Source organism: Ruegeria sp. A5, from assembly GCF_056543005.1.
On sequence record NZ_JBQGAV010000007.1, the window covers coordinates 107,241 to 127,375 of the forward strand.

Annotated in this window: 21 protein-coding genes; 8 read left to right on the forward strand and 13 right to left on the reverse strand. The window is 59.2% G+C overall.

The window, feature by feature from the left end:
- Position 1: 1 nt before the first annotated feature.
- The 6 genes from ACR0AY_RS15795 to ACR0AY_RS15820 all read right to left on the reverse strand — a co-directional run bounded on the left by ACR0AY_RS15795 (position 2) and on the right by ACR0AY_RS15820 (position 6,501).
- On the reverse strand, positions 2-1,147 hold the full coding sequence (locus tag ACR0AY_RS15795) for a cytochrome D1 domain-containing protein (protein WP_170408090.1): 1,146 nt from the start codon (positions 1,145-1,147) through the stop codon (positions 2-4).
- Positions 1,144-1,515 carry a c-type cytochrome gene (locus ACR0AY_RS15800; RefSeq protein ID WP_480454391.1) on the reverse strand — a complete coding sequence of 124 codons (372 nt, stop codon included), beginning with the start codon at positions 1,513-1,515 and terminating at the stop codon, positions 1,144-1,146. The genes ACR0AY_RS15795 and ACR0AY_RS15800 overlap by 4 nt, the downstream gene beginning before the upstream one ends.
- On the reverse strand, positions 1,508-2,269 hold the full coding sequence (cobA, locus tag ACR0AY_RS15805) for a uroporphyrinogen-III C-methyltransferase (protein ID WP_170514404.1): 762 nt from the start codon (positions 2,267-2,269) through the stop codon (positions 1,508-1,510). The genes ACR0AY_RS15800 and cobA overlap by 8 nt, the downstream gene beginning before the upstream one ends.
- Before the next feature lie 189 nt (positions 2,270-2,458).
- A complete protein-coding gene (locus tag ACR0AY_RS15810; protein WP_170514408.1) occupies positions 2,459-2,860 on the reverse strand; it encodes a cupredoxin domain-containing protein in 402 nt (133 codons plus the stop codon).
- A gap of 54 nt (positions 2,861-2,914) precedes the next feature.
- Positions 2,915-4,699 carry a NapC/NirT family cytochrome c gene (locus ACR0AY_RS15815; protein ID WP_170514411.1) on the reverse strand — a complete coding sequence of 595 codons (1,785 nt, stop codon included), beginning with the start codon at positions 4,697-4,699 and terminating at the stop codon, positions 2,915-2,917.
- 125 nt (positions 4,700-4,824) lie between these two features.
- Positions 4,825-6,501: a cytochrome D1 domain-containing protein gene (locus tag ACR0AY_RS15820; protein ID WP_170398146.1), complete on the reverse strand. Its 1,677-nt coding sequence runs from the start codon at positions 6,499-6,501 to the stop codon at positions 4,825-4,827.
- 242 nt (positions 6,502-6,743) lie between these two features.
- Here ACR0AY_RS15820 and ACR0AY_RS15825 point away from each other — a divergent pair, with 242 nt between their 5' ends.
- Positions 6,744-7,934, forward strand: a complete 1,191-nt coding sequence (locus ACR0AY_RS15825; RefSeq protein WP_170514414.1) for an NnrS family protein — start codon at positions 6,744-6,746, stop codon at positions 7,932-7,934.
- A gap of 15 nt (positions 7,935-7,949) precedes the next feature.
- Here the strand turns inward: ACR0AY_RS15825 and ACR0AY_RS15830 are convergent, their stop codons facing one another.
- Complete coding sequence (locus ACR0AY_RS15830) at positions 7,950-9,062, reverse strand: Hint domain-containing protein (RefSeq protein WP_480454394.1); 1,113 nt, start codon at positions 9,060-9,062, stop codon at positions 7,950-7,952.
- A 272-nt stretch (positions 9,063-9,334) separates the two neighbouring features.
- Here ACR0AY_RS15830 and ACR0AY_RS15835 point away from each other — a divergent pair, with 272 nt between their 5' ends.
- Genes ACR0AY_RS15835 through ACR0AY_RS15860 form a run of 6 tightly spaced genes read left to right on the forward strand, consistent with a single transcriptional unit; the run spans position 9,335 to position 14,753 of the window.
- Positions 9,335-9,784: a c-type cytochrome gene (locus ACR0AY_RS15835; protein ID WP_170398152.1), complete on the forward strand. Its 450-nt coding sequence runs from the start codon at positions 9,335-9,337 to the stop codon at positions 9,782-9,784.
- Positions 9,785-9,800: 16 nt separating this feature from the next.
- Entirely contained in the window at positions 9,801-11,168 is a 1,368-nt protein-coding gene (locus ACR0AY_RS15840) for a cbb3-type cytochrome c oxidase subunit I (protein ID WP_170398155.1), read from the forward strand.
- 5 nt (positions 11,169-11,173) lie between these two features.
- Positions 11,174-11,983 (forward strand): CbbQ/NirQ/NorQ/GpvN family protein, encoded by an 810-nt coding sequence (locus tag ACR0AY_RS15845; protein WP_170398158.1) that lies wholly within the window; start codon positions 11,174-11,176, stop codon positions 11,981-11,983.
- 9 nt (positions 11,984-11,992) lie between these two features.
- Positions 11,993-13,915, forward strand: a complete 1,923-nt coding sequence (locus ACR0AY_RS15850; RefSeq protein WP_170514417.1) for a nitric oxide reductase D protein — start codon at positions 11,993-11,995, stop codon at positions 13,913-13,915.
- Entirely contained in the window at positions 13,912-14,460 is a 549-nt protein-coding gene (locus ACR0AY_RS15855; protein WP_170514419.1) for a cytochrome c oxidase subunit 3, read from the forward strand. Before ACR0AY_RS15850 ends, ACR0AY_RS15855 begins: the two co-directional genes overlap by 4 nt.
- Before the next feature lie 5 nt (positions 14,461-14,465).
- Positions 14,466-14,753: a cytochrome C oxidase subunit IV family protein gene (locus ACR0AY_RS15860; RefSeq protein WP_170514422.1), complete on the forward strand. Its 288-nt coding sequence runs from the start codon at positions 14,466-14,468 to the stop codon at positions 14,751-14,753.
- Positions 14,754-14,812: 59 nt separating this feature from the next.
- On the opposite strand, the gene hemA is transcribed toward ACR0AY_RS15860, so the two are convergent.
- On the reverse strand, positions 14,813-16,036 hold the full coding sequence (hemA, locus tag ACR0AY_RS15865) for a 5-aminolevulinate synthase (protein WP_170514425.1): 1,224 nt from the start codon (positions 16,034-16,036) through the stop codon (positions 14,813-14,815).
- Between the two features lie 185 nt (positions 16,037-16,221).
- Here hemA and ACR0AY_RS15870 point away from each other — a divergent pair, with 185 nt between their 5' ends.
- A complete protein-coding gene (locus ACR0AY_RS15870; RefSeq protein WP_170398170.1) occupies positions 16,222-16,923 on the forward strand; it encodes a Crp/Fnr family transcriptional regulator in 702 nt (233 codons plus the stop codon).
- 33 nt (positions 16,924-16,956) lie between these two features.
- Here the strand turns inward: ACR0AY_RS15870 and ACR0AY_RS15875 are convergent, their stop codons facing one another.
- Genes ACR0AY_RS15875 through napG form a run of 5 tightly spaced genes read right to left on the reverse strand, consistent with a single transcriptional unit; the run spans position 16,957 to position 20,120 of the window.
- On the reverse strand, positions 16,957-17,214 hold the full coding sequence (locus ACR0AY_RS15875) for a hypothetical protein (protein WP_170408114.1): 258 nt from the start codon (positions 17,212-17,214) through the stop codon (positions 16,957-16,959).
- 1 nt (position 17,215) lies between these two features.
- The gene (locus ACR0AY_RS15880; RefSeq protein ID WP_170514428.1) at positions 17,216-17,920 is read right to left on the reverse strand and encodes a NapC/NirT family cytochrome c; all 705 of its coding nucleotides are present in this window, start codon (positions 17,918-17,920) and stop codon (positions 17,216-17,218) included.
- 26 nt (positions 17,921-17,946) lie between these two features.
- Positions 17,947-18,381, reverse strand: a complete 435-nt coding sequence (locus tag ACR0AY_RS15885) for a nitrate reductase cytochrome c-type subunit (RefSeq protein ID WP_170514430.1) — start codon at positions 18,379-18,381, stop codon at positions 17,947-17,949.
- A gap of 12 nt (positions 18,382-18,393) precedes the next feature.
- On the reverse strand, positions 18,394-19,305 hold the full coding sequence (napH, locus tag ACR0AY_RS15890; RefSeq protein ID WP_170514433.1) for a quinol dehydrogenase ferredoxin subunit NapH: 912 nt from the start codon (positions 19,303-19,305) through the stop codon (positions 18,394-18,396).
- Positions 19,302-20,120 carry a ferredoxin-type protein NapG gene (gene napG / locus ACR0AY_RS15895; RefSeq protein WP_480454397.1) on the reverse strand — a complete coding sequence of 273 codons (819 nt, stop codon included), beginning with the start codon at positions 20,118-20,120 and terminating at the stop codon, positions 19,302-19,304. The genes napH and napG overlap by 4 nt, the downstream gene beginning before the upstream one ends.
- Positions 20,121-20,135: the final 15 nt, after the last annotated feature.

Genomic DNA, 20,135 nt, shown 5'->3' on the forward strand with positions numbered 1-20,135 from the left:
GTCAAAGCCCCATTCTGTGCGCACGGGCGGTGAAGAAAATGCCGGATGGGCTGTCGGCGTCGATCTCGCGCAGTTTTTCAAACGTTTGCGTGTCGTAGACCATAACCTTGTTGGCGTCGCGCACGCTGATCCAGACCTCATGCCCTCGCGGAGTGAACTCCATATGCAGTACGGCAGGGCCGGGTTTGAATTCGTGAATGATCTCCTTGGTCACAGAATCAATAACCTGAATGGTGTCGTTCAAAGGGTGGGCAAAGTTTACCCAAACCTGCCGCCCGTCAGGACGGGCCATGGCAAAGACCGGCTGACCATGGGTCTGCGTACGTCCGGTCTCGGTCAGAGTGTCGGCGTCGATCCACAGAACCTCGTGATGGCCGACGGCAGGCAGCACAAATTCGCGCCCCGTCAGCGCCCAGCCTTCGAGGTGAGGCATCTTGTAGACCGGCATCTCCTCTTGCCCGCGCCCATAGTTGGGCAGCACGCGGATGGGTTCGGGCGTCTCGGCCCAAAGGTCCAGCGCGGTCAGGCCATCCTCGCCAAACAAGCCGGTGATATAGGTGCGGCCATTTGCGGTGATCAGCGCGTCGTAAGGATTCTTGCCCATGTCGGGGATCTTGGTGATCGCGGGTGCGCCGTTGGAGAAATCAGCAATCCAGGTTTCGCCCGTGTCCCACATGGTAAAAACAAACCGGCGGCCGGGTGCATCGACCAATCCGATGGTTTTGCTGTCGGTAGGAATGTCCGCGACCATCTCTAGCGTGTCCGCATCGAAGACGCGCACACCGCCAGGTTCATAATTCGATACAGCGACCAGCTCGCCGTCATCCGAAATGGCACCGCCAATGGCGTTGCCCGCCTGCACGACCCGGTTCACGATCTGGCGGGTGACGATATCCACCTTAGTCAGGCCGCCGTCTCGTCCAAATACATAGGCAAAGCGTTCATCGGGTGAATAGACCAGCGAGGCATGGGACAGATCGCCCAGACCTTCGATCCGCGCCAGCGCTGCGCGGTCGGATTGGTCCACCAGAAGAACCGAGCCCTTGGCGCGTTCGATCACAAGTCCTAGGTCGCCGGTCGCCGTGGGTTCAGCCTGGGCGGTGGTCATCATAAGGGTGGCGGCGAGGGTAAGGATGAGCTGTTTCATTGTGCCTCCTGTGCCAGCAGGTAACGGGCGATCCATTCGGCCTCTTCTTCGCTGATCAAGGGCCGCCATGGGGGCATCGCGGTGTCGGGGATGCCGTCGAGGATCACGCCGGTCAGTACCTCGGCATCGTAGTGTTCCAGTGTTTTGGACCGCAGATCGGGGCCGAGGCCGCCTTTCAGCGATAACCCATGGCATGAGCCGCAATCCTGATGGACAAGGCGTTTCAGTGCGTTGGGGTCAAGCGTGTCAGCAGCGAAGGCCGTGGTGGCAACAAGCACTGCGGAAGTGAGAACAGCACGTGCTGCCCATCCTTTGCGTCCTCTCACAGCCGGTTGCTGTGCCGGCCTTCCGGAACCGAACTTAGCCATGCGCCTGCTCCAAAAGGTCGGCCACAGGCCGTTCTGCATAAAGTGAAACTACCTTGCCGATGATGAACAGCGTGGGCGCCTTTAGCCCGGCCTTGCGCACATCAGCGGCCAGCCGATCCAGCCGGGATACCATCCGGCGCTCATCAGGTGTGGTCGCTTTGCCTACCGCCAAAACCGGAGTTGAGCCGGGCAGGTTCTCGGTCATCAGTCCCATGGCGATCTGGCCGATATTGGCGACGCCCATATAGACGACTAAGGTCGAGTCCGGGTCGGCCAGACGTTTCCAATCCAGATCCAGCACCTTGTCGGCCTGTCGGTGCCCGGTGACATATTGCACCGATGTCGCCAACCCGCGATGGGTCAGCGGCACGCCTGTCGAACAGGATGCCCCCTGCGCTGCGGTAATGCCCGGCGCGTATTCGACTGGGATGCCGTTTGCCATCAGGTGCGCGGCCTCTTCCGATCCACGCCCGAAGATCATCGGATCGCCGCCCTTGAGGCGAGCAACGGTGTGACCGGCGCTGGCTTCTTCGACGAGGATTTCGTTGATGCGATCCTGCGGCACGGTATGACACTTGGGGGCCTTCCCAACCGGGATCAGCCGTGCGCCATCAGAGTGCAGATTGAGGATATCGGCCGAGACCAGACGGTCATAGACCACCACGTCCGCCTCTTGCAGCATCCGCAGCGCGCGCAGGGTCATCAGTTCGGGGTCACCGGGGCCTGCGCCAATCAGAAAAACCTTACCGCTCATGTGCAAACTCGCTTGGTCTGAATGTCTTCGGAGCCCGGAATTCCTGCGCGATCAGGGGACGTTGCTGGGTGAGCCGGGCGTGTCATGCGGCCAGACTGGCGTAATCGGAAAGGAACCTCCTTGACTAAAGTTAAGGAGCGCGGGAATTGCCCCGCGCTCCTTTCGGCTTGCCTGTATGATTGCCTCGGCTCAGGGTTCGACGGTGATCATGCCGATCATGTTCTGTGTCTCCCAATGTGGGCCGCACAGATAGTCCTGCGGACCCGGGATGAGGAAGGTCAGGTCAACCGTCTCCTCAGGAAACAAACGGTCGCTTTCGGGCTCGCTGCCGTCTTTCAGTAGGACCGAGTGACTGGTGCGCTTATCGACATTCACCCAGCGCACGGTTGTGCCCGGTTTCACGGTTAGCTCGGCTGGGCAGAACGTGTATTTGTACATCAGCACCACATCGGCATCCTCAACGGCGGAGGAGGGCTGACCGAACAGCTCGACATAGCGCTCTTCGGCTTCGGCACACAGCGCGGCGGTGTCCTCTGCCCATGCGGGCGCGGCCAGAAGCAGCAGCGCAGGGAGAAGGTGTTGGGGTTTCATTGTCCAAGTCTCCTCTTTTAAGCGGAAGGGGCCGGATTGCCCGGCCCCTCTTCCTTATTGTTTGACGACGTTGATGAAGGCATTGTCGTCGTCCAATGCCAGGCTGGTATCCAGCGTCACGTGGTGGAACCGTGCGGCGGCAAAGTCATCGTGGATGGCAAAGCCCACCGTATAGGTCTGACCGGCCTCCAGCGGCACGTCACCGGCTGCGCCCGAGTTCAATGGGCGGGTGAAGACCACGGTCCACATACCTGCATCAAGGCTGGCCGAGGCGGCGATCTCACCGTCATTGACCACGCGCTGTTCCAGCAGATAGCCGTTGGTGGCGCTGCCGTCCGCGTAGACGCGCATCAGGTCCAGATAGGTGCCATCGGCCAGATACTGCTCGATCTGATCGGCGGCCTGCAGCTTGTCCCAGCCACCCAGCGCCTTACCGCGGCGGCCTTTGATCTCGACCTCGGTGCGGCTTTCGCTGATGTATTTGGTCACAGTGTCCTGCGTGCTCAGCCGACCCGAGACATCGCCGTTTGCGGCAATCGCATCGGCACCCGGATCAAAGGGCATATAGGAGTTGTCCGCGTGGCACGAGGCCCAGCAGCCGACCTGATCGCCCAGCTCAATCCCAGTGCCGGTGATCATCATGGCCACCTTGATCTGGTTGTCCGGGTCCATCTTGCCGCCATCGACAAAGGGGGCGGGGTTGTGGCCCGCATCCGGCCATTGCAGACGGATATAGAGGGTCTCATCATCATGCGCGGCTTGAACGGTGGCGTCTATCACGCCGCGTTTGCCCGGGATCGGGGTTGGTTCCAGATCCCCACCGGCCACGATCTTGTTGCCGATCGCGTCCAGTTCGGCGGCGTGACAGGTGGTGCACTTGTCTCCGCCCTTGGTCAAAGGACGTGCTCCGCCGTGGGATCTGCCGTTCTGAACCCATTCAAACGAGGCCTGACCGGGATAGAACAGTTTCATATCTGAACCGGGGACAGCGGCCCAATCGATATTTGTGCCAACATCGCTGCCGCCACCTGCCGGGGCTGCGGCTTCTTCGCCAGAAGCTTTGGCACGCTCTTCCGCGACGGCTGCGTCAACCGCTGCTGCGATCTGGGCCTGTACGGCCTCTTGCTGGGCTACACGCGCGGCTTTCTCAGCCTCGGCATCGGCGGCTTCTTTGGCTTCGATGCGTTCGAGACTTGCCAGGTATTCGGCAGGAATTTCGCGAATGAAAGCGGGGTTCGGGGCTTCCAGTTCTTCCAGATACTCTTCATCCGCCCGGTCACGGGCGTCCGAATGCGCAATCCCCTTGTGGCAGTCAATACAGGTCTGACCAACGGTCATCGCGTTCAGGTGCTGCTGACGGGCGCGGGGTTTCTGGAACTCGGGCATCATCGACTCGAAGTCATGGCAGTTGCGGCACTCGCGCGAGTCCGTGGATTTCATCCGCTCCCATTCATTCATAGCCAGATGTACGCGCTTGGCTTCGAATTTCTCGCGCGTGTTTATGGTGCCGACCACCTTGCCATACAGTTCTTTGGACGCCTTGATCTTGCGGATGATCTTGTGAGTCCAATCCTTGGGCACGTGACAGTCGGAACAGACCGCGCCTACGCCCGAACGGTTCACGTCGTGGATTGTGCCGGTGTATTCTTCGTAAACGAAATCTCGCATCTCGTGGCACGAGACGCAGAATTCCTTGGTGTTGGTAGCTTCCATAGCGGTGTTGAACCCGCCCCAGAAGATGATGCCGGCGGCAAAGGCCGCAGCGATCCCGGCCACGGGCATTCCCCACAGGAAATACCGGCGCCAGATTGGTTTTTTCTTTTCCGGTTCGGAGGTCATATCCGGTCTCCGTTTTGGCTTCTTTTTCTGGCCCTGGATGTCAGGCCTGTGGATTTGGCTGATGAGTCAAACGAGGAAAGGGCGGGCGAGGGGCCCGCCCTTTCCGGTGCTGAGTACAAAACCCGTCAGGTGACGTGGTTCGAACGGTTGTAGACGTTGAACTTGCCGGTGGGTGCAAACAGTCCCTTCACGCGGCCGATCTCTTCCAGCGTCTTGGCGTCGAAGATCACGATCTCTCCATTTGGCTCTTTCGAGGTCGACCGGTTCCACTTGGACACCCAAACCTCGGATCCGTCTTGGTTGAACTCGAAGTGAACGGCGACGTTGCCTTCCTCTTCTGTGATCTGGATCGTTTTCACGATCTCACCGGTTGCCTTGTCGATGACCTGCACCGATTGCTGGATCTCAGGCTCGGGGTGCTTGGTCTGGTCGGCCCAGATGTAGTCCGAGTTCGGATGGGTCCGGATGAACAGGCCGGGTCCGTCGGTTTCCACCTCATAGCAGACCTTCCAGGCATCGTCCGGGCGGCCTTCGGGGTCGTTGCCCCAAACGGTAACCGTGCCTTCGCCCAAGTGGGTCGTACCGGCAACAGGACCGCAATTCGGGTCATCCCAGTTGGCGCCCGGGCCGGGGTGCGGCAGCGGCGCGGTATCGATCATAGCTTCCAGCTTGTGAGTCTCGGTATCGACCACGACCATCTTGTTCGACGCGTTTGCGGCGATCTGGAAATAACGGCCGGTCGGATCAAAGAACCCGTCATGCAGGAACTTTGCGCTGTCGATCTTGTCGATACGCAGGTTGTCCAGATCGGAGTAGTCCACCTGCCACAGCTGACCGAGTTCCTTGACGGCCACGATCCACGTGGGCTCGTTCGGGGTGGTGTAGATGGCGGCCACGCGGGCCTCTTCCACATAATCCCCGTCCACGTTGTAGCCGCGGGTCGAGACAACCTTTTTCGGCTCCATGGTTTCGGCGTCGACGATGGCGAAATGAGGGGGCCAATAGGCGCCACCGATGACGTATTTACCGTCACCCGATACCGCCACGTCGCGAGCGTCATAACCAATGGTAACCTCGGCAACCAGCATGTTCTCGGGGTTCTGCCACAGGTCGATCTTGGTCATCTTCCCGTCGCGGCCCATGGTGTACCAGAAGCGGCCCGGGTTTTCCGGTTCTTCCAGTTTGTGATGTTCCGAGGCTTTCAGAACGTGCACCGCATAACCGGTCGGGATATGCGCCAGCACTTCCTTGGTGTCACCGTCGATCACGGCCACCTTGCCCACGTCACGCTCGATGACCACGAAGAAGTTTTCCCAGTTGCGGCCATGCAGCGGCTCGGTCGGGTAGTCTTCGGGTTCGACATAGACCTTGCGGGTCGCCATCATCTGCTCAAGCGACATTTCTGGCGGTTGGGGCGGCTCCATCTGGATGTAGGTCGCCATATCGCGGATTTCTTCTTCGGACATCACGTCCGAGAAGTTGTTCATCCCGCCTTCGGTGCCCCATGCAATGATTTTTTCCAGCCGCTCCTGCCCCAGTTTCAGGGTGCCCGACTCGGTTACGGTACCATCGTCATTCTTCGTTTCAACCAGCGGCTCAAGGCTTTTGCCGGTTGCCCCTTTGCGCAACACACCGTGACAACCGGCGCAGCGTTCAAAGTAAAGTTGTTTTGATGATTCAAAGGCTTCCTTGCTCAGGGTTGGCTCTTCGGCAAAGACTGGCGCAGCGACGCTGCCCAGCAACATTGCCAAACCGACCCCTAAGGCGCGGCCAGTTCTGTTGTAGCTGATTCCAAGTGACATGATCACTCTCCATTTGCTGGTGAGGCAGGTCCTAGGGTGAAACATCACGCGTTTGTCATCCTTGACGAAAGTCAACGGAACGCGCGCAAATTGGAAATTGACGGGCTATAATGAGCCATAAAACAAAGGGAAAACCTGAGTTTCAGGGACATGTTTTTCGGATGCTTGATTTCGGTTAAGTCCATCACTGGTCGGCCTTGCTAAACCTGTTCCAACAGCCATTGAGGCCGAGGAGAACAGGCATGTCGGCAGTGATCGCGCGCGTATTGGGCGAGGGGTTTCGCATCTTTTTCCTGTCCGCCGGACTTTTTGGTCTGTTCGCGGGAGGCGCGTGGGGTTTTTGGTTGATGACGCAGACCGGGTTGGTCGGATACGAAGACCCAACCTATTCCATGAGTCCCCCAATGTGGCACGCGCATGAGATGATCTTTGGCTATGCCACAGCAGCTCTGGGCGGGTTCTTTCTGACGGCTGTTCCCAACTGGACCGGGACCCCAGAGGCGCGCGCCCGGTTCATCATGCTGGCTGCAGGTCTCTGGTTGGCCGGGCGGGTAGCGATGTGGTTCTCCGGTGCGCTGCCGCCTGTTCTGGTCGCTGTGTTCGATCTGGTCTTTGTTCCAATTCTGGCGGCAAAGATTGCTACTCAGCTGATCCGACGCCCCAAACCGCAGAACATGGTATTCCTTTTGCTGCTCAGTGCGATCTGGATTGCCAACTTGTTAACCCATTTAGAGTGGATCGGTGTGACCAGCGATACGCTGGACATCGGATTGCGGGCGGGGTTGCTGACGCTCTGTAGCCTAATCGCGATACTTGGTGGGCGCATTACGCCAGCTTTCACCCGAAATGCGATGAAACGCGCGGGAGAGCCCGAATCCAACTGGCCTATTTCGGTAGGAGCGTTTGATAAAGCCGCCATGGGGCTTGCACTGTCACTGCCGCTGAGCGTGCTCGTCTTTGGAATCGGACCTGTATCAGGCGCTATCGCGCTGATGCTTGGCGTTGCTCAGATCCTGCGCATGGCACGTTGGCGCGCACGCTGGGCACTGCGGCAGCCGATCCTGATCGCGTTGCATCTGGGGCTGGGCATGCTGGCGCTGGGCCTGATCCTGTGGGGGCTGGCAGTGCTGGGGTTCGGCAGCGAGATCGGGGCGCTGCATATTTTGGGCATTGGTTGCGTCGGCGGCATGACCCTTGCCGTGATGAGTCGGGCCGCCCTCGGCCATAGTGGCCGTGCCCTCGTGGCCTCGCCACCCATGGCGATCGCTTACGGTTTGATGGCGGCAGCCGCAGTTTTGCGCTGGGTCGGGTCGGCGTTTGACCAGGGATATCTGGTTGCGATGCTGGCCTCAGATGGGCTGTGGATCTGCGCCATCGTCTTGTATCTGGTTGCGATGTGGCCCGCGTTGACCGGGCCACGTCTAGCGGCCTGAGCAACGGTTCTTAGATTAAGAAGGTCGGAGCAACGCCCTGTCATTTTTAATATGCCGTTGCAGCAAAGTATGGATTTGTCTTCCGCGTTTTGGAATCTGGCGGGCTGCGATTGGTTGATGGTCTGGCAAAGCTAACTCTGGGAAGAGCGCAACAATTTCGGCCAGCGCCTCGGGCTGTATTCCTTTCAAGGCTTGCTTGCCTGTGAATAGGCTTTCTGACGGCGCGCCTTCCGCAAGCACGATCTCATGCCGGTCGAACAGAATATGGAAATACACCACGCCCTGAGCTGTCTCGTCGACGGTTATGCCATGTATGCCGACCAGCTTATGGGCTGGGACCAGAACCTCCTCGCTGTCGAACATGCGAACGGCGATACTCGAACGGATCAACATGCGATGCTGCGGCGAGACCAACAGATCACGTCGCGGCAGGTTGCTTCCCAGGCTGCCCGCTGTGATTCGGATCGGGCGCAGCTTGGGATTGAGCGCAAATTCAGACCTATCCAGAGCGCGCGCGCCGATCCAGCGAATTGGTTGTGGTCCATGATCCAAGGTGACAACCTTGTCACCAGCGGAAAGCGTTTCTATCGCGACATCACCATCAGGTGTCGCGATAAGCGTTCCGGCGGAGAAACAAGGAACATCAACGATGGAACCGGGGTCAGTCGTGTCCGGTGCGTTGCTCGGTGTAACGTTGACGACGCTCATCGAATACGTCACCCCGGGATCTAGGGGCTCAGAGGTTATGTAGCCAGCGTTGGTTCCTTCAACCTCGACAAGGTACACAGTGATTGTCCCACCGCCGGGATTCGTCAGAATGTAGGATTCTTCCAGATAGATGTCGCCGCTCAGAAACGTTGTCGAACCATCAAGGTTTGTTACCATTCCGATCTGTGTATCGTCGTCGCCATTTTCGTTGTTGAATCTGTCGCCGTTGAAAACATCCCCGGTATCGGGAACTGGCGGGCCAAACCCATTTCGAATGAAACCACCGGCCTCGTCCTCAACATTGAATACCCTTCGGTCCGTCGCGGGGTCATAGCTTGCGTCCAGGGTGATCGTATCAGGCCCAATTGTATTCACCGTAATGACGCCGGGTGCGTATCCGATGTATGAGTAGTTCGCCATTCTTTAACCACCACGCTTCAGGTGCCATCTACGCACCTCTATTCACCAATATATCGAGAACGCTCGCTTCAACTGTTCGAACGTCCGGAAACATGCTGTTCTAAGTACTATTTTTCAAGGCAATCTGAGGGCATTTTAGTGATACTGACGCAATTATGACCACAGGTGTCCAATTCCGCGCTTACTTTGGCATGCTTGACTTTCGTTAAGGCAGCCCTGCGACCCACCCGCCATTGTCATCAGACTAGCTAATCTGCGCAAAGGAGAGCGCAATGCGAGAAGTCATGACAAAGAGCATGGCTCGCAACATATTCTATGGCGGGTCACTGTTCTTCATCCTCATCTTCCTGGCCCTGTCGGCCCACTCGCACTGGTACATCGTCAACTCCGAGAATTCGGCGAAGCTTGATGACAGTGTGGTTCGGGGCAAACATGTCTGGGAAAAACATGCCTGCATCAACTGTCACACGATCCTGGGCGAGGGCGCCTACTACGCGCCGGAAGTCGGGAATGTGATGACCCGCTGGGGTGTGCTGGACGACCCGGAATCGGCCTTTGAAGCGCTCAAGGGCTGGATGGAGGCGCAGCCGACCGGCATTCCCGGTCGTCGGCAGATGCCCAATTTCAACCTCAGCGACGAAGAGATCCGCGATCTGACCAACTTCTTGATCTGGACGGACAACATCGATGCGCAGGGCTGGCCGCCCAACGAGGCAGGCTGAGAAAGGGAACGGAGCAATGAAATACGAATCCCAAAAAATCGCCTACGCCTACTTCGCAGTAGCGATGGCCCTGTTCGCGGTACAGGTAATCGGCGGCCTGCTGGCCGGTTTCATCTATGTATTCCCGAACTTCCTGAGTGAGCTTCTGCCGTTCAATATCGTACGGATGCTGCACACCAACTCTCTGATCGTCTGGCTGCTGCTGGGCTTCTTCGGTGCGGCCTACTTCCTGATCCCCGAAGAGACCGAGCGCGAGATCCATTCGACCAAGCTGGCCTATCTGCAGTTGATTATTCTTGTGGTTGGTACGCTGGGCGTGGTCGTGACCTATGTCTTCAACCTGTTCGAAGGCAACTGGCTGCTGGGCAAAGAGGGGCGCGAGTTCCTTGAACAACCCAAATGGGTCAAGGCGGGCATCGTCGTGGCCGCGCTGATGTTCCTTTACAACGTGTCACTGACCGTTCTGAAGGGCAAGAAGACGGCGATTTCGAGCATCCTTGTTCTGGGCCTCTGGGGTCTGGCGCTTCTGTTCCTGTTTGCTTTCTACAACCCGGGCAACCTGTCGCTCGACAAGCAATACTGGTGGTATGTCGTCCACCTATGGGTCGAAGGCGTATGGGAGCTGATCATGGCCTCGATCCTGGCCTACCTGATGCTGAAGCTTACGGGCGTTGACCGTGAGGTGGTCGAGAAATGGCTCTATGTCATCGTCGCCGCCGCGCTGTTCTCGGGCATCCTTGGGACAGGTCACCACTACTATTGGATCGGTACACCCGGCTATTGGCAGTGGATCGGTTCGATCTTCTCAAGCCTCGAGGTGATCCCGTTCTTCGCGATGATGGCCTTTGCCTTCGTCATGGTCTGGAAGGGCCGTCGTGACCACCCTAACAAGGCTGCTCTGCTGTGGTCACTGGGCTGTGCAACGCTTGCCTTCTTCGGTGCCGGTGTCTGGGGCTTCCTGCACACGCTGCACGGGGTGAACTACTATACCCATGGCACGCAGATCACCGCAGCCCACGGTCACCTGGCCTTCTACGGTGCTTATGTCTGCCTCAACCTGGCGATCTTCAGCTATGCGATGCCGATCCTGAAGAACCGTGATCCCTACAATCAGGTTCTGAACATGGGCTCGTTCTGGCTTATGACCAGCGGCATGGTCTTCATGACCTTCGTCCTGACCTTCGGTGGTACCGTGCAGACTCACATGCAACGTGTGGTCGGTGACTACTTCATGGACGTGCAGGACCAGATCGCGATCTTCTACTGGATGCGTCTTGGCTCTGGTGTGGTCGTGGTCCTTGGTGCGCTTCTGTTCATCTACTCGATCTGGGTGCCCCGGAAAGAGGTGATTGAACCCGGTGCCTCTGAAACCCCTGCGGAGTAATGGATATGGATGGCTCCATGAAACTGAATGAGGGGGCGGCGAACGCCCCCTTCTACCTCGCCCAAAGCGATGAATGCGATGTGTTCACCGCCGCCTACAACAACGACCTGCCGGTTTTGCTGAAAGGTCCAACAGGTTGCGGTAAGACCCGCTTTGTGGCCCATATGGCCGCCAAGCTTGGCCGCCCGCTTTACACCGTGGCCTGCCACGATGACCTCGCCGCCGCCGACCTGATCGGTCGCTACCTGTTGAAGGGCGGCGAAACCGTCTGGGTTGATGGCCCTCTGACTCGTGCGGTGCGCGAAGGCGCGATCTGCTACCTTGATGAGGTGGTCGAAGCCCGCAAGGACGTCACCGTTGTGCTGCACCCGCTGACCGATGACCGGCGCATCCTGCCGATCGACCGCACCGGCGAAGAGCTTGAGGCCGCGCCCGGCTTCATGCTGGTGGCCTCGTACAACCCCGGATACCAGAATATCCTGAAAACCCTGAAACCCTCGACCAGGCAGCGGTTCATCTCGCTGGAGTTCGACTTTCCTTCGCCCGAGATGGAGGCCGAAGTCGTCGCGCAAGAAAGCGGTCTGCCGCTTGAACGCTGTAAACCGCTGGTACGCCTTGCAGGTAAGTTGCGCGGGCTTAAGGGTCAGGACCTTGAGGAAGGCGTGTCCACCCGTCTGGTCGTTTATGCCGCGACGCTGATCGCACAGGGCATGTCCACCGACCGCGCCATCCTCGCCGCAATGATCGAACCTCTGACTGATGATGAGGATATCAAACGCGGGCTCCTCGATCTTGTCACGGCTGTCTTTGGGTGAGGCCGGCCGATGGTCAGGATCGATTTTGAGCCATGGGAACCCGAAGAAACGATCGGGAAACTGTGGCACACCCTTGCCAGTCGCCTTGATGCACCTGAAGTGCATGATGGAGCCGCGGTCGACCTCTCAGAGGTCGCAGGGCGGCTGGCAGTCCTCTTTCGAGGACTTGGGGGTAGTCCGGGCGTAGAATTGCGCCCGGTCTCGCCCGAGATTTCGCGCCACCGTCTGGGGTGGCGTCGTCGTCTGGCAACCGAGGCCGAGCTAATGCCGCGTGCGTCGTTCGATGGCGAAGTTCTGCGTTTGCCGGATCGGCTGGCGGTGTTTCCCGCGCGTGAAGCCAACGGTGCGCTTTATGTCTGGCTGGCCGCCGCCGCTGCACATGCCGGAACTCGTATCGACGAAGACGACCCGTTGCGCGCCGACCTGCATGCGCTTGTTGCCGCCCGACAGATGGTCGAGGCGGCGTTGCACAACGCCCCCGGCCTGCGCCCGCTATATGCGGAACTGTGTAAGGGCGTGCTGTATCAACGCGACATTTCCGGGCTGCCACCCGTCGAGGCAGCGGTTGAAGAATTGGTCCGCCACATGCTGGGTGACCCCGCGCCTTTGTCGCCAAAGGCTGAACATCTTCTAGCGTTGGATGACGACCTCACCGCCCCGCGCGGCTATCAGCATTTCCGGCCTGTCCCGCTGTGGCCCGAGTTGCGCCCGGTCGGGTTCTCCGAACATAACAAAGTGGAGAACCCCGAAACCGAAGGACCACCTGAGGAATCCGGCGAAAAAACTCACCGTGCCCGCCGCCGCAAATCGGATCAGGCCAACCGCAGCGACAGTTTCATCCTGCACAAGTTCGAAGCGATCCTCAGTTGGGCCGAGTTCCTGAACATCAACCGGCGCATCGACGATGACGATCCTGATAACGCCAAGAAAGCCGCCGATGATCAGGAAGAGATTGGCTTGGGTCAGATCTCGAAGGCGCCGCCGACCAAACTGAAACTTCATCTGGACCTCGCTCCGGAGGACGTGAACCGCGAACGCCTGTCGGGACGGGTTTTGTATCCCGAATGGGACGTGCGCATCGGCCAATACTTGCCCGATCATGTCAACGTTCTGACCTCGGATGCCGAGATTCGCGAAGATGCCGCCGAGTTCGGCAAAGACCCCGCCACTGCCCGCCGCATCCGCGCCGTGAAACGCCAGTTCGAGGCGCTGCGCCCGGGCCGCGTGATGACGCGCGGTCATCTGGATGGTGACCAATTGGATATCGAGGCAGCCGTTCGGGCGCAGGTAGACCGTTGTGCCAATGGCGAAGGCACCGAACGCATTTGGATGCAATCGCGCCCCGAGGCGCGCGATCTGGCGGTGTCTATCCTGCTGGATGTCAGCCGCTCGACCGAAAGCGCCGTCACAGGCCGCGCCGTGATCGACATTGAACGCGAGGCTCTTGCGGCACTCGCCTGGGGTCTGAACGCCTGCGGCGACGATTTCGCCATCCACGCTTTCAGCTCGCTGAAACGCCAGCGGGTTTACGTGCAGCGCTGTAAACGCTTCGACGAGCCGATGGGTGGTTTGGTGGAACAGCGCATAGCCTCGCTGCGTCCCGGCCACTATACCCGCCTCGGCGCCGCAATCCGCCATTGTTCCGCCGATCTGGCCTGCCAATCGCGCAAACGCCGGTTGCTGTTGATCATCACTGACGGCAAACCCAACGACCTGGACCATTACGAGGGTCGCCACGGTATCGAAGACACCTGCATGGCCGTGCGAGAGGCGCGTCGGGCAGGGCAATCGGTCTTTGGCGTTACCATCGACAAAACCGGCAAAAGCTGGTTTCCTCGCATGTTCGGTCAAGGCGGCTTCGCCGTCATCCCCGACCCGCACCGGCTGATCATGGCCCTGCCTCAGATCTACCGCCAACTGGTTGGAGCATGAGTGACGCCTCATTGATCGATGAGCTTCCGGGCGAGCTGCTGATGTGGGTTCTGATCATCTCGGAATTGCTGGTTTTCGGCGCGGGCCTGATTGCCTTTATGGGCGTGCGCCTGACCGACCCGACAGGATTTGCCGAGGCTCAATCGCACCTTTACCGGACAGGGGCGGCGCTCAACACGGTGGTGCTGGTCACCTCGGGCTATCTGGCGGCGCAGGCGCTGAAGTGGCGAAAAATCGCGCGCCGGGGCGTGGCCCGAATGGCCTTGATCACTGCCGCCGCGCTGGGTGTCGTGTTCCTGATCATCAAAGGTGCGGAATACGCGGGCAAAGCTGCACAGGGGATCACCTATGAGACCCACCCATTTTTCCTGTTCTATTATCTGCTGACCGGGTTTCACGCCGCACATGTGTTGGCAGGGGTCGGTATCCTGCTGCTGGTCGCCTGGCGTGACGATCCACGCAACATTGAGGCAGGTGCGCAGTTCTGGCACATGGTCGATCTGGTCTGGATCCTGCTTTTCCCCGTGATCTACCTGTTGGGATAATACGGATGCCCGCAGCTTCATCTTTTCCAAAATACTCCCGCCGGAGGCTCCCGAATACGCTCACACGCGCATGGCTCAGCCTTCTGGCGCTCAGCGTTGCATCTGCTCTGCTGACTGTGCTGCCCATCCCGCCAGCCGTTCTGGCGGGGTGTATTCTGGTCCTCGCACTGGCGAAATGTCGCGTTATCCTGGCTTGCTATCTTGATCTCGCAAACAGCCCGGCCTGGCTGCGGGGGTTCACCATGGTGCTGACAGGCTTTGTCATCATCATCTTCGCCCTCTACCTGATCTGACCAAAAAAACGCCGCCTCCGAAGAGACGGCGAAGTGTCACGCTAGGGGGCGCTTTTGTATTACTGGGCCGCCATCGGCATTCGGGCGATCTGACAGCGTTGCCAGAGGGCAGACAGCGCGCCGACAAGATGGTCGATATCTTCATCCGTGTGGACGGGCGACGGCGTGATCCGCAGACGCTCGGTCCCTTTTGGAACCGTGGGATAATTGATCGGCTGAATGTAGATGCCGAACTCTTCCAGCAGCGTGTCCGAGATAAACTTGCACTTCACCGGATCGCCAACCATCACCGGGATGATGTGGCTGGGGTTAGGAATATGAGGAATACCTTCCGCATCCAAACGGGCCCGAACCTTCGCTACACGGGCTTTCTGCAGGTCGCGTTCAGCATTCGATTGTTTCAAATGCCGGATCGAGGCCGCGGCCCCGGCGGCAATCGACGGCGGCAGGGCGGTGGTAAAAATAAACCCGCTGGCGAAGCTGCGCACGAAATCGCACAGCGCAGCCGAGGCAGCAATATACCCGCCCACCACACCGAACGCCTTGCCAAGCGTGCCTTCGATCACCGTCAGGCGATCCATGAGGCCTGCTCGTTCAGCGATACCACCGCCGCGTGGCCCATAGAGGCCAACGGCATGAACCTCATCCAGATAGGTCATCGCGCCGTATTTGTCGGCGAGATCGCAAATCTCTTTGATGGGGGCGATGTCACCATCCATCGAATAGACCGACTCGAACGCGATCATCTTTGGCGCATCGGGATCAGCTGCGGCCAGTTTGGTTTCAAGGTCATCCAGATCGTTGTGTTTCCAGATCACCTTCTGCGCCCGCGAGTGGCGGATGCCTTCGATCATCGAGGCATGGTTCAGTGCATCAGAGAATACGATCAGGCCGGGGATTTTCGCGGCGAGAGTGCCAAGGGCTGCCCAATTCGAAACATACCCGGAAGTAAACAGAAGCGCGGCTTCCTTTCCATGCAGATCGGCCAGTTCGGCCTCAAGCAGCACGTGGTCGTGAGTGGTGCCTGATATGTTTCGCGTGCCCCCGGCCCCCGCGCCGCAGCGATCCAATGCGTCATGCATTGCATCGATAACAGATGGGTGCTGACCCATGCCGAGATAGTCATTCGAACACCAGATCCGCACGTTTCGCTGGACAGATCCATCCGTCTGACGCGCGTTCGGGAAAGAACCACAGCGACGTTGCAAGTCTATGAAAACACGATAGTTCCCTTCATCCCGAAGGTCACTGAGGCTTTGACTGAAATAACGCTCGTAGTCCATGTTACGTGCTCCCCGGAATACTGGCTTTGAGCCGAGAATAGGGCAGCGAACCAAGCCGCAACATGACAATAGTCAAGTTTAGGCAACATAAAACTATGGTGCACAACTGCCGGCTCTGGCATAGCGTGGAACAGGGATGGACCGACCGCGCCCATGCGCCGGCAGGAAATAACGGGGGTATTCTCTTGTCTCACGAAGCACAAAAAGCGATCGCACGTCAGTCGCTGCTGCTGCGCAGTTTACCGGAACAGCATGTGGAAACACTGCTGAGCCACGCGATCTGGCGTCAGTATGACCGTGGTGAGACAATATTCCTGCAGGAGGAAAAAGCGCAGGCCATCCACGTCGTGCTTGAGGGTTGGGTCAAGCTGTTCCGCATGACCCCCACCGGGGCCGAAGCCGTCGTGAGCGTCTTCAAACGTGGTGACAGCTTTGGTGAGGCCGTAGCTCTGCGTAACGTTCCCTATCCTGTATCCGCCGAGGCCGTATCGGCCTGTGATGTCATGCATATCCCCAGTCCGATCCTGATCTCATTGATGAGAGAGGACCCTGAGATCGGTATTTCTATTCTGGCCGCGACCTTTACCCATCTTCACTCGTTGGTGGCGCAGCTAGAGCAACTCAAGGCTCAGACCGGAGCGCAACGCGTGGCCGAGTTTTTGTTGAATCTCTGCGACAGCGACAAAGGCGGATGCGAGGTTTTGCTGCCCTACGATAAGATGCTCATCGCAGGCCGTCTGGGGATGAAGCCGGAAAGCCTGAGCCGGGCGTTTTCGCGGCTCAAGGCGGTGGGTGTGAAGATCAACCGCAACCACGCCGAAATCTCGGATATCGCGCTTTTGCGGGACTATGCGGAAAGCGATCCGGCGGAAAACTGGGGGCGGTGACCCCGGAATTGCCGCCGGGCCCGACCAACCACTTCAGACGGTTGCGCCCTTGCGGCGAATGGCGGTGCCCAGACTTCCGGCGCAGAGACCAACGATAATTGCGATCAGCAGCGCTATCGTTCCAACGTGGGAAATCTGCCAACCGGCAAAGAGCAGAGGCGCGATCAGGCCAACCAATCCACCCATCAGTGCGCCCAACCAGTATTGGCGCGTCATCATTCCCAGTGCCAGACCCAGAATGCCGGGCAGACCCAGTACGTTGCCGCCGATGGTTCCAAGTATCTCTAACATCTCAGTCCCCACCTTGTTCCGAGCTTTTGTTCAGGAACGCGCGGATGTCGTCCCCTGATGCGGCTGCGTGTTCCTGCAGAACCTCACCGTCTACCTCTTTCGCAATCTTCTCATACGTTTCCAGATAGTTGGGTGGCAGGCTGTGCGCGATACCCTGATGGCAGTCGATACAGGTCATGCCGGTGTCGAGGGCGCGCTGGTGTTCGCTGGCGGCGCGGGTTTCCTGAAGGGTGAAGTCCATATAGTCGAAATTGTGACAGTTGCGGCATTCGCGGCTGTCGGATTCCTTCATCTTCTTCCACACGGCGGACGCCATGGCGAGACGATGGTCTTCATATTTCTCTGGCGTGCTGATCGTGCCGGCCAGCTCGTGATAAACATCCTTCACAGCCATGATCTTGGCTTTGATCTTGTGGTTCCACTCGTCCGGGACGTGGCAATCGGAACAGATGGCCCGTACGCCGGAATCGTTGTTGTAGTGGACCGTTTCTCGATACTCGCCCAGATTGGTTTCCATCGTGTGACAGGATACGCAGAATTCTTCCGTGTTGGTCAGCTCCAGCGCCCAGTGGAAACCACCCCAGAACAGGATGCCCGCCAGGAACCCGGCCAACAGAGTGAAACCAACGCTGAGGACGGCGATCGGGCTCCAGAACCAGGTCCAGAGGCGCCGGATGAGCCCTTGTTTTTCTTGGGAGTCGGACATGTCGCGCTCTCCTTTTCGACCTGAGTTCAGTTTCCGGAGGAAGGTTCAAAAGTGTTATCGACCAGCGGCAGCGCATCAGCTTGCGGCACGTGACACTGGTTGCAGAAGTACCGTGTTCCGGCGATCTGATCCAACTCGCGGCCTTCGCGGTCCAGATAGTGTGTCATCGACAGCGTTGGCGCATTGCGTTCACCGGCTTTGGTCCAGTCGTGGCACGACAGACACTGATTGGTACGCAGGTCGATCTGGTACTGTTCGATCGAGTGCGGGATCAGCGGTGGCTGCTGGCGATAGTTGCGCTGCATACGGCCTTCGACTGTGCGATGCACCTGATCCACAATGGCGGGTTCATCCACTTCGACACCTCGCAGGCTGTTGACCCCGGCAGATTGTGCAAGGGCCAGGCCACCGAGGAGCAGCGGCGGGATCAGGGCAAGGCCCACTAGGATCGACTTTTTCATCTTCTCACTCCTTCAAAAAGGTCTTGAGGCGCGCGGCTGAGGCGCGGCGGTTGGTTCCGGTGGTGCGACGGTCAGGGCGTCGAACCGATGGGTGAATTTGAAAACGTCTTCGGCACAGATATCGATGCAGCGACCGCAATTGGTGCAGTCGGGCGACAGGATCAGCGGGGTATCTTTGCCTTTCAGAGCCGGAGAGATCACGTGGTTTTCCGGGCAGACCGCGTAGCAGTCCATGCAGTCATCGCAGGCGGAGCGGTTGGCGGCGCTGACCCGCAGCATTGCTTTGGTGCCGATCAATCCGTAGAACGCGCCCACCGGGCAGACATGTCCACACCATCCGTGGCGCGAGACCAGCAGGTCGAACAGGAAGATCGCGGCGACCATGGCCCAGACGAAGCCCATGCCAAAGACCAACCCGCGATGCAGCATGGTGATCGGGTTGACCAGCTCCCAAGCGATGGCTCCGGTCAGGCCTGAGACGATCAGCACGGTGGCCATGATCCACAGCCGTGTGACGCGTTTGGGTTGCCAGCCTTTTTGCAGGCCCAGATTGCGGTGCAGCCAGTGGGCGCTGTCGGTTACAGGGTTGATCGGGCAGACCCACGAGCAATAGACGCGGCCTCCGACCAACGCGTAGGTCGCCAGAACGATGACGGCACCAATGGCGGCGGTCAGCTCGGGCCAGTGCCCTGCGATCAGACTTTGCAGCAAGACGAACGGATCGGTCAGGGGCAGTACGCCTAGGGTCAGCGACCCGGCCAGAGTGCCCTGCACGATCCAGATGCCGAACCACGGGCCCAACAGGAACAGAACCAGGAAGAACACTTGGCTGGCGCGGCGCAGCAGCAGGTATTTATGGGCACTCAGCCAACCTTTGGCGGCGATAGCTTCATGCCCCAGCGGCATGTTTGTGCGGACGGTCATTGAGTGACCTCCGGCAATTTGAAGCTGGGCTCAAACCTGCCCGGTGCGACAAGGTTATCGGTGCCCGGTCCCGGCAGGCGATCAGGCAAATCGATGATACCTTCGACGACGGGCGCGCCTTTGGCTTCTTTCTCTTCCCAGCCCTTGCGGTAATGGTCGGCGCTGCTGCCCCGGGCCAGTCGGGCGGGCAAAACCTTAATTGCGGCTTCAGGAAGAACGCAGCTTTTCTCGCAAACGCCGCAGCCGGTGCAATGATCGGCGTGAACGGTCGGAATGAAGATCGCGTGGCTGCCTGAGCGGGCGTTGTGCTCGGTCTCCAGCGTGATTGCCTCGTCGATGACGGGGCATACGCGATAGCAGACGTCGCAGCGCAGGCCGTGGAAGTTCAGGCAATTTTCCTGATCGACCAGAACGGCCACACCCATTTTGGCGTCGTCGATATTGTCCAGCCCGGGGTCCAGTGCACCGGTCGGGCAGGCCGCGACGCAGGGGATGTCGTCGCACATCTCGCAGGGAACATCACGGGCGGTGAAATACGGTGTTCCAGTGGCAACCGCATCTACACCCAGTTCCGCCAGTTTCAGCGTGTCATAGGGACAGTCCCGCACGCACAATCCACAGCGGATGCAGGCCGACAGGAAGTCTTTTTCCGGCAAGGCTCCGGGGGGCCGCAACGCCTCGGCCGGCAACGCCCGTGCGTCCCGCGCCAGCCAGGCCAGCAAGGACCCTGCTGCGACGCAGCCACCCGCTGCGCGCGCCGAGTCCTGCAGGAACCGGCGCCGCTGCGGCGAAAGGGGTGTGCCAACACGAGACATGGGGACGACCTTTGC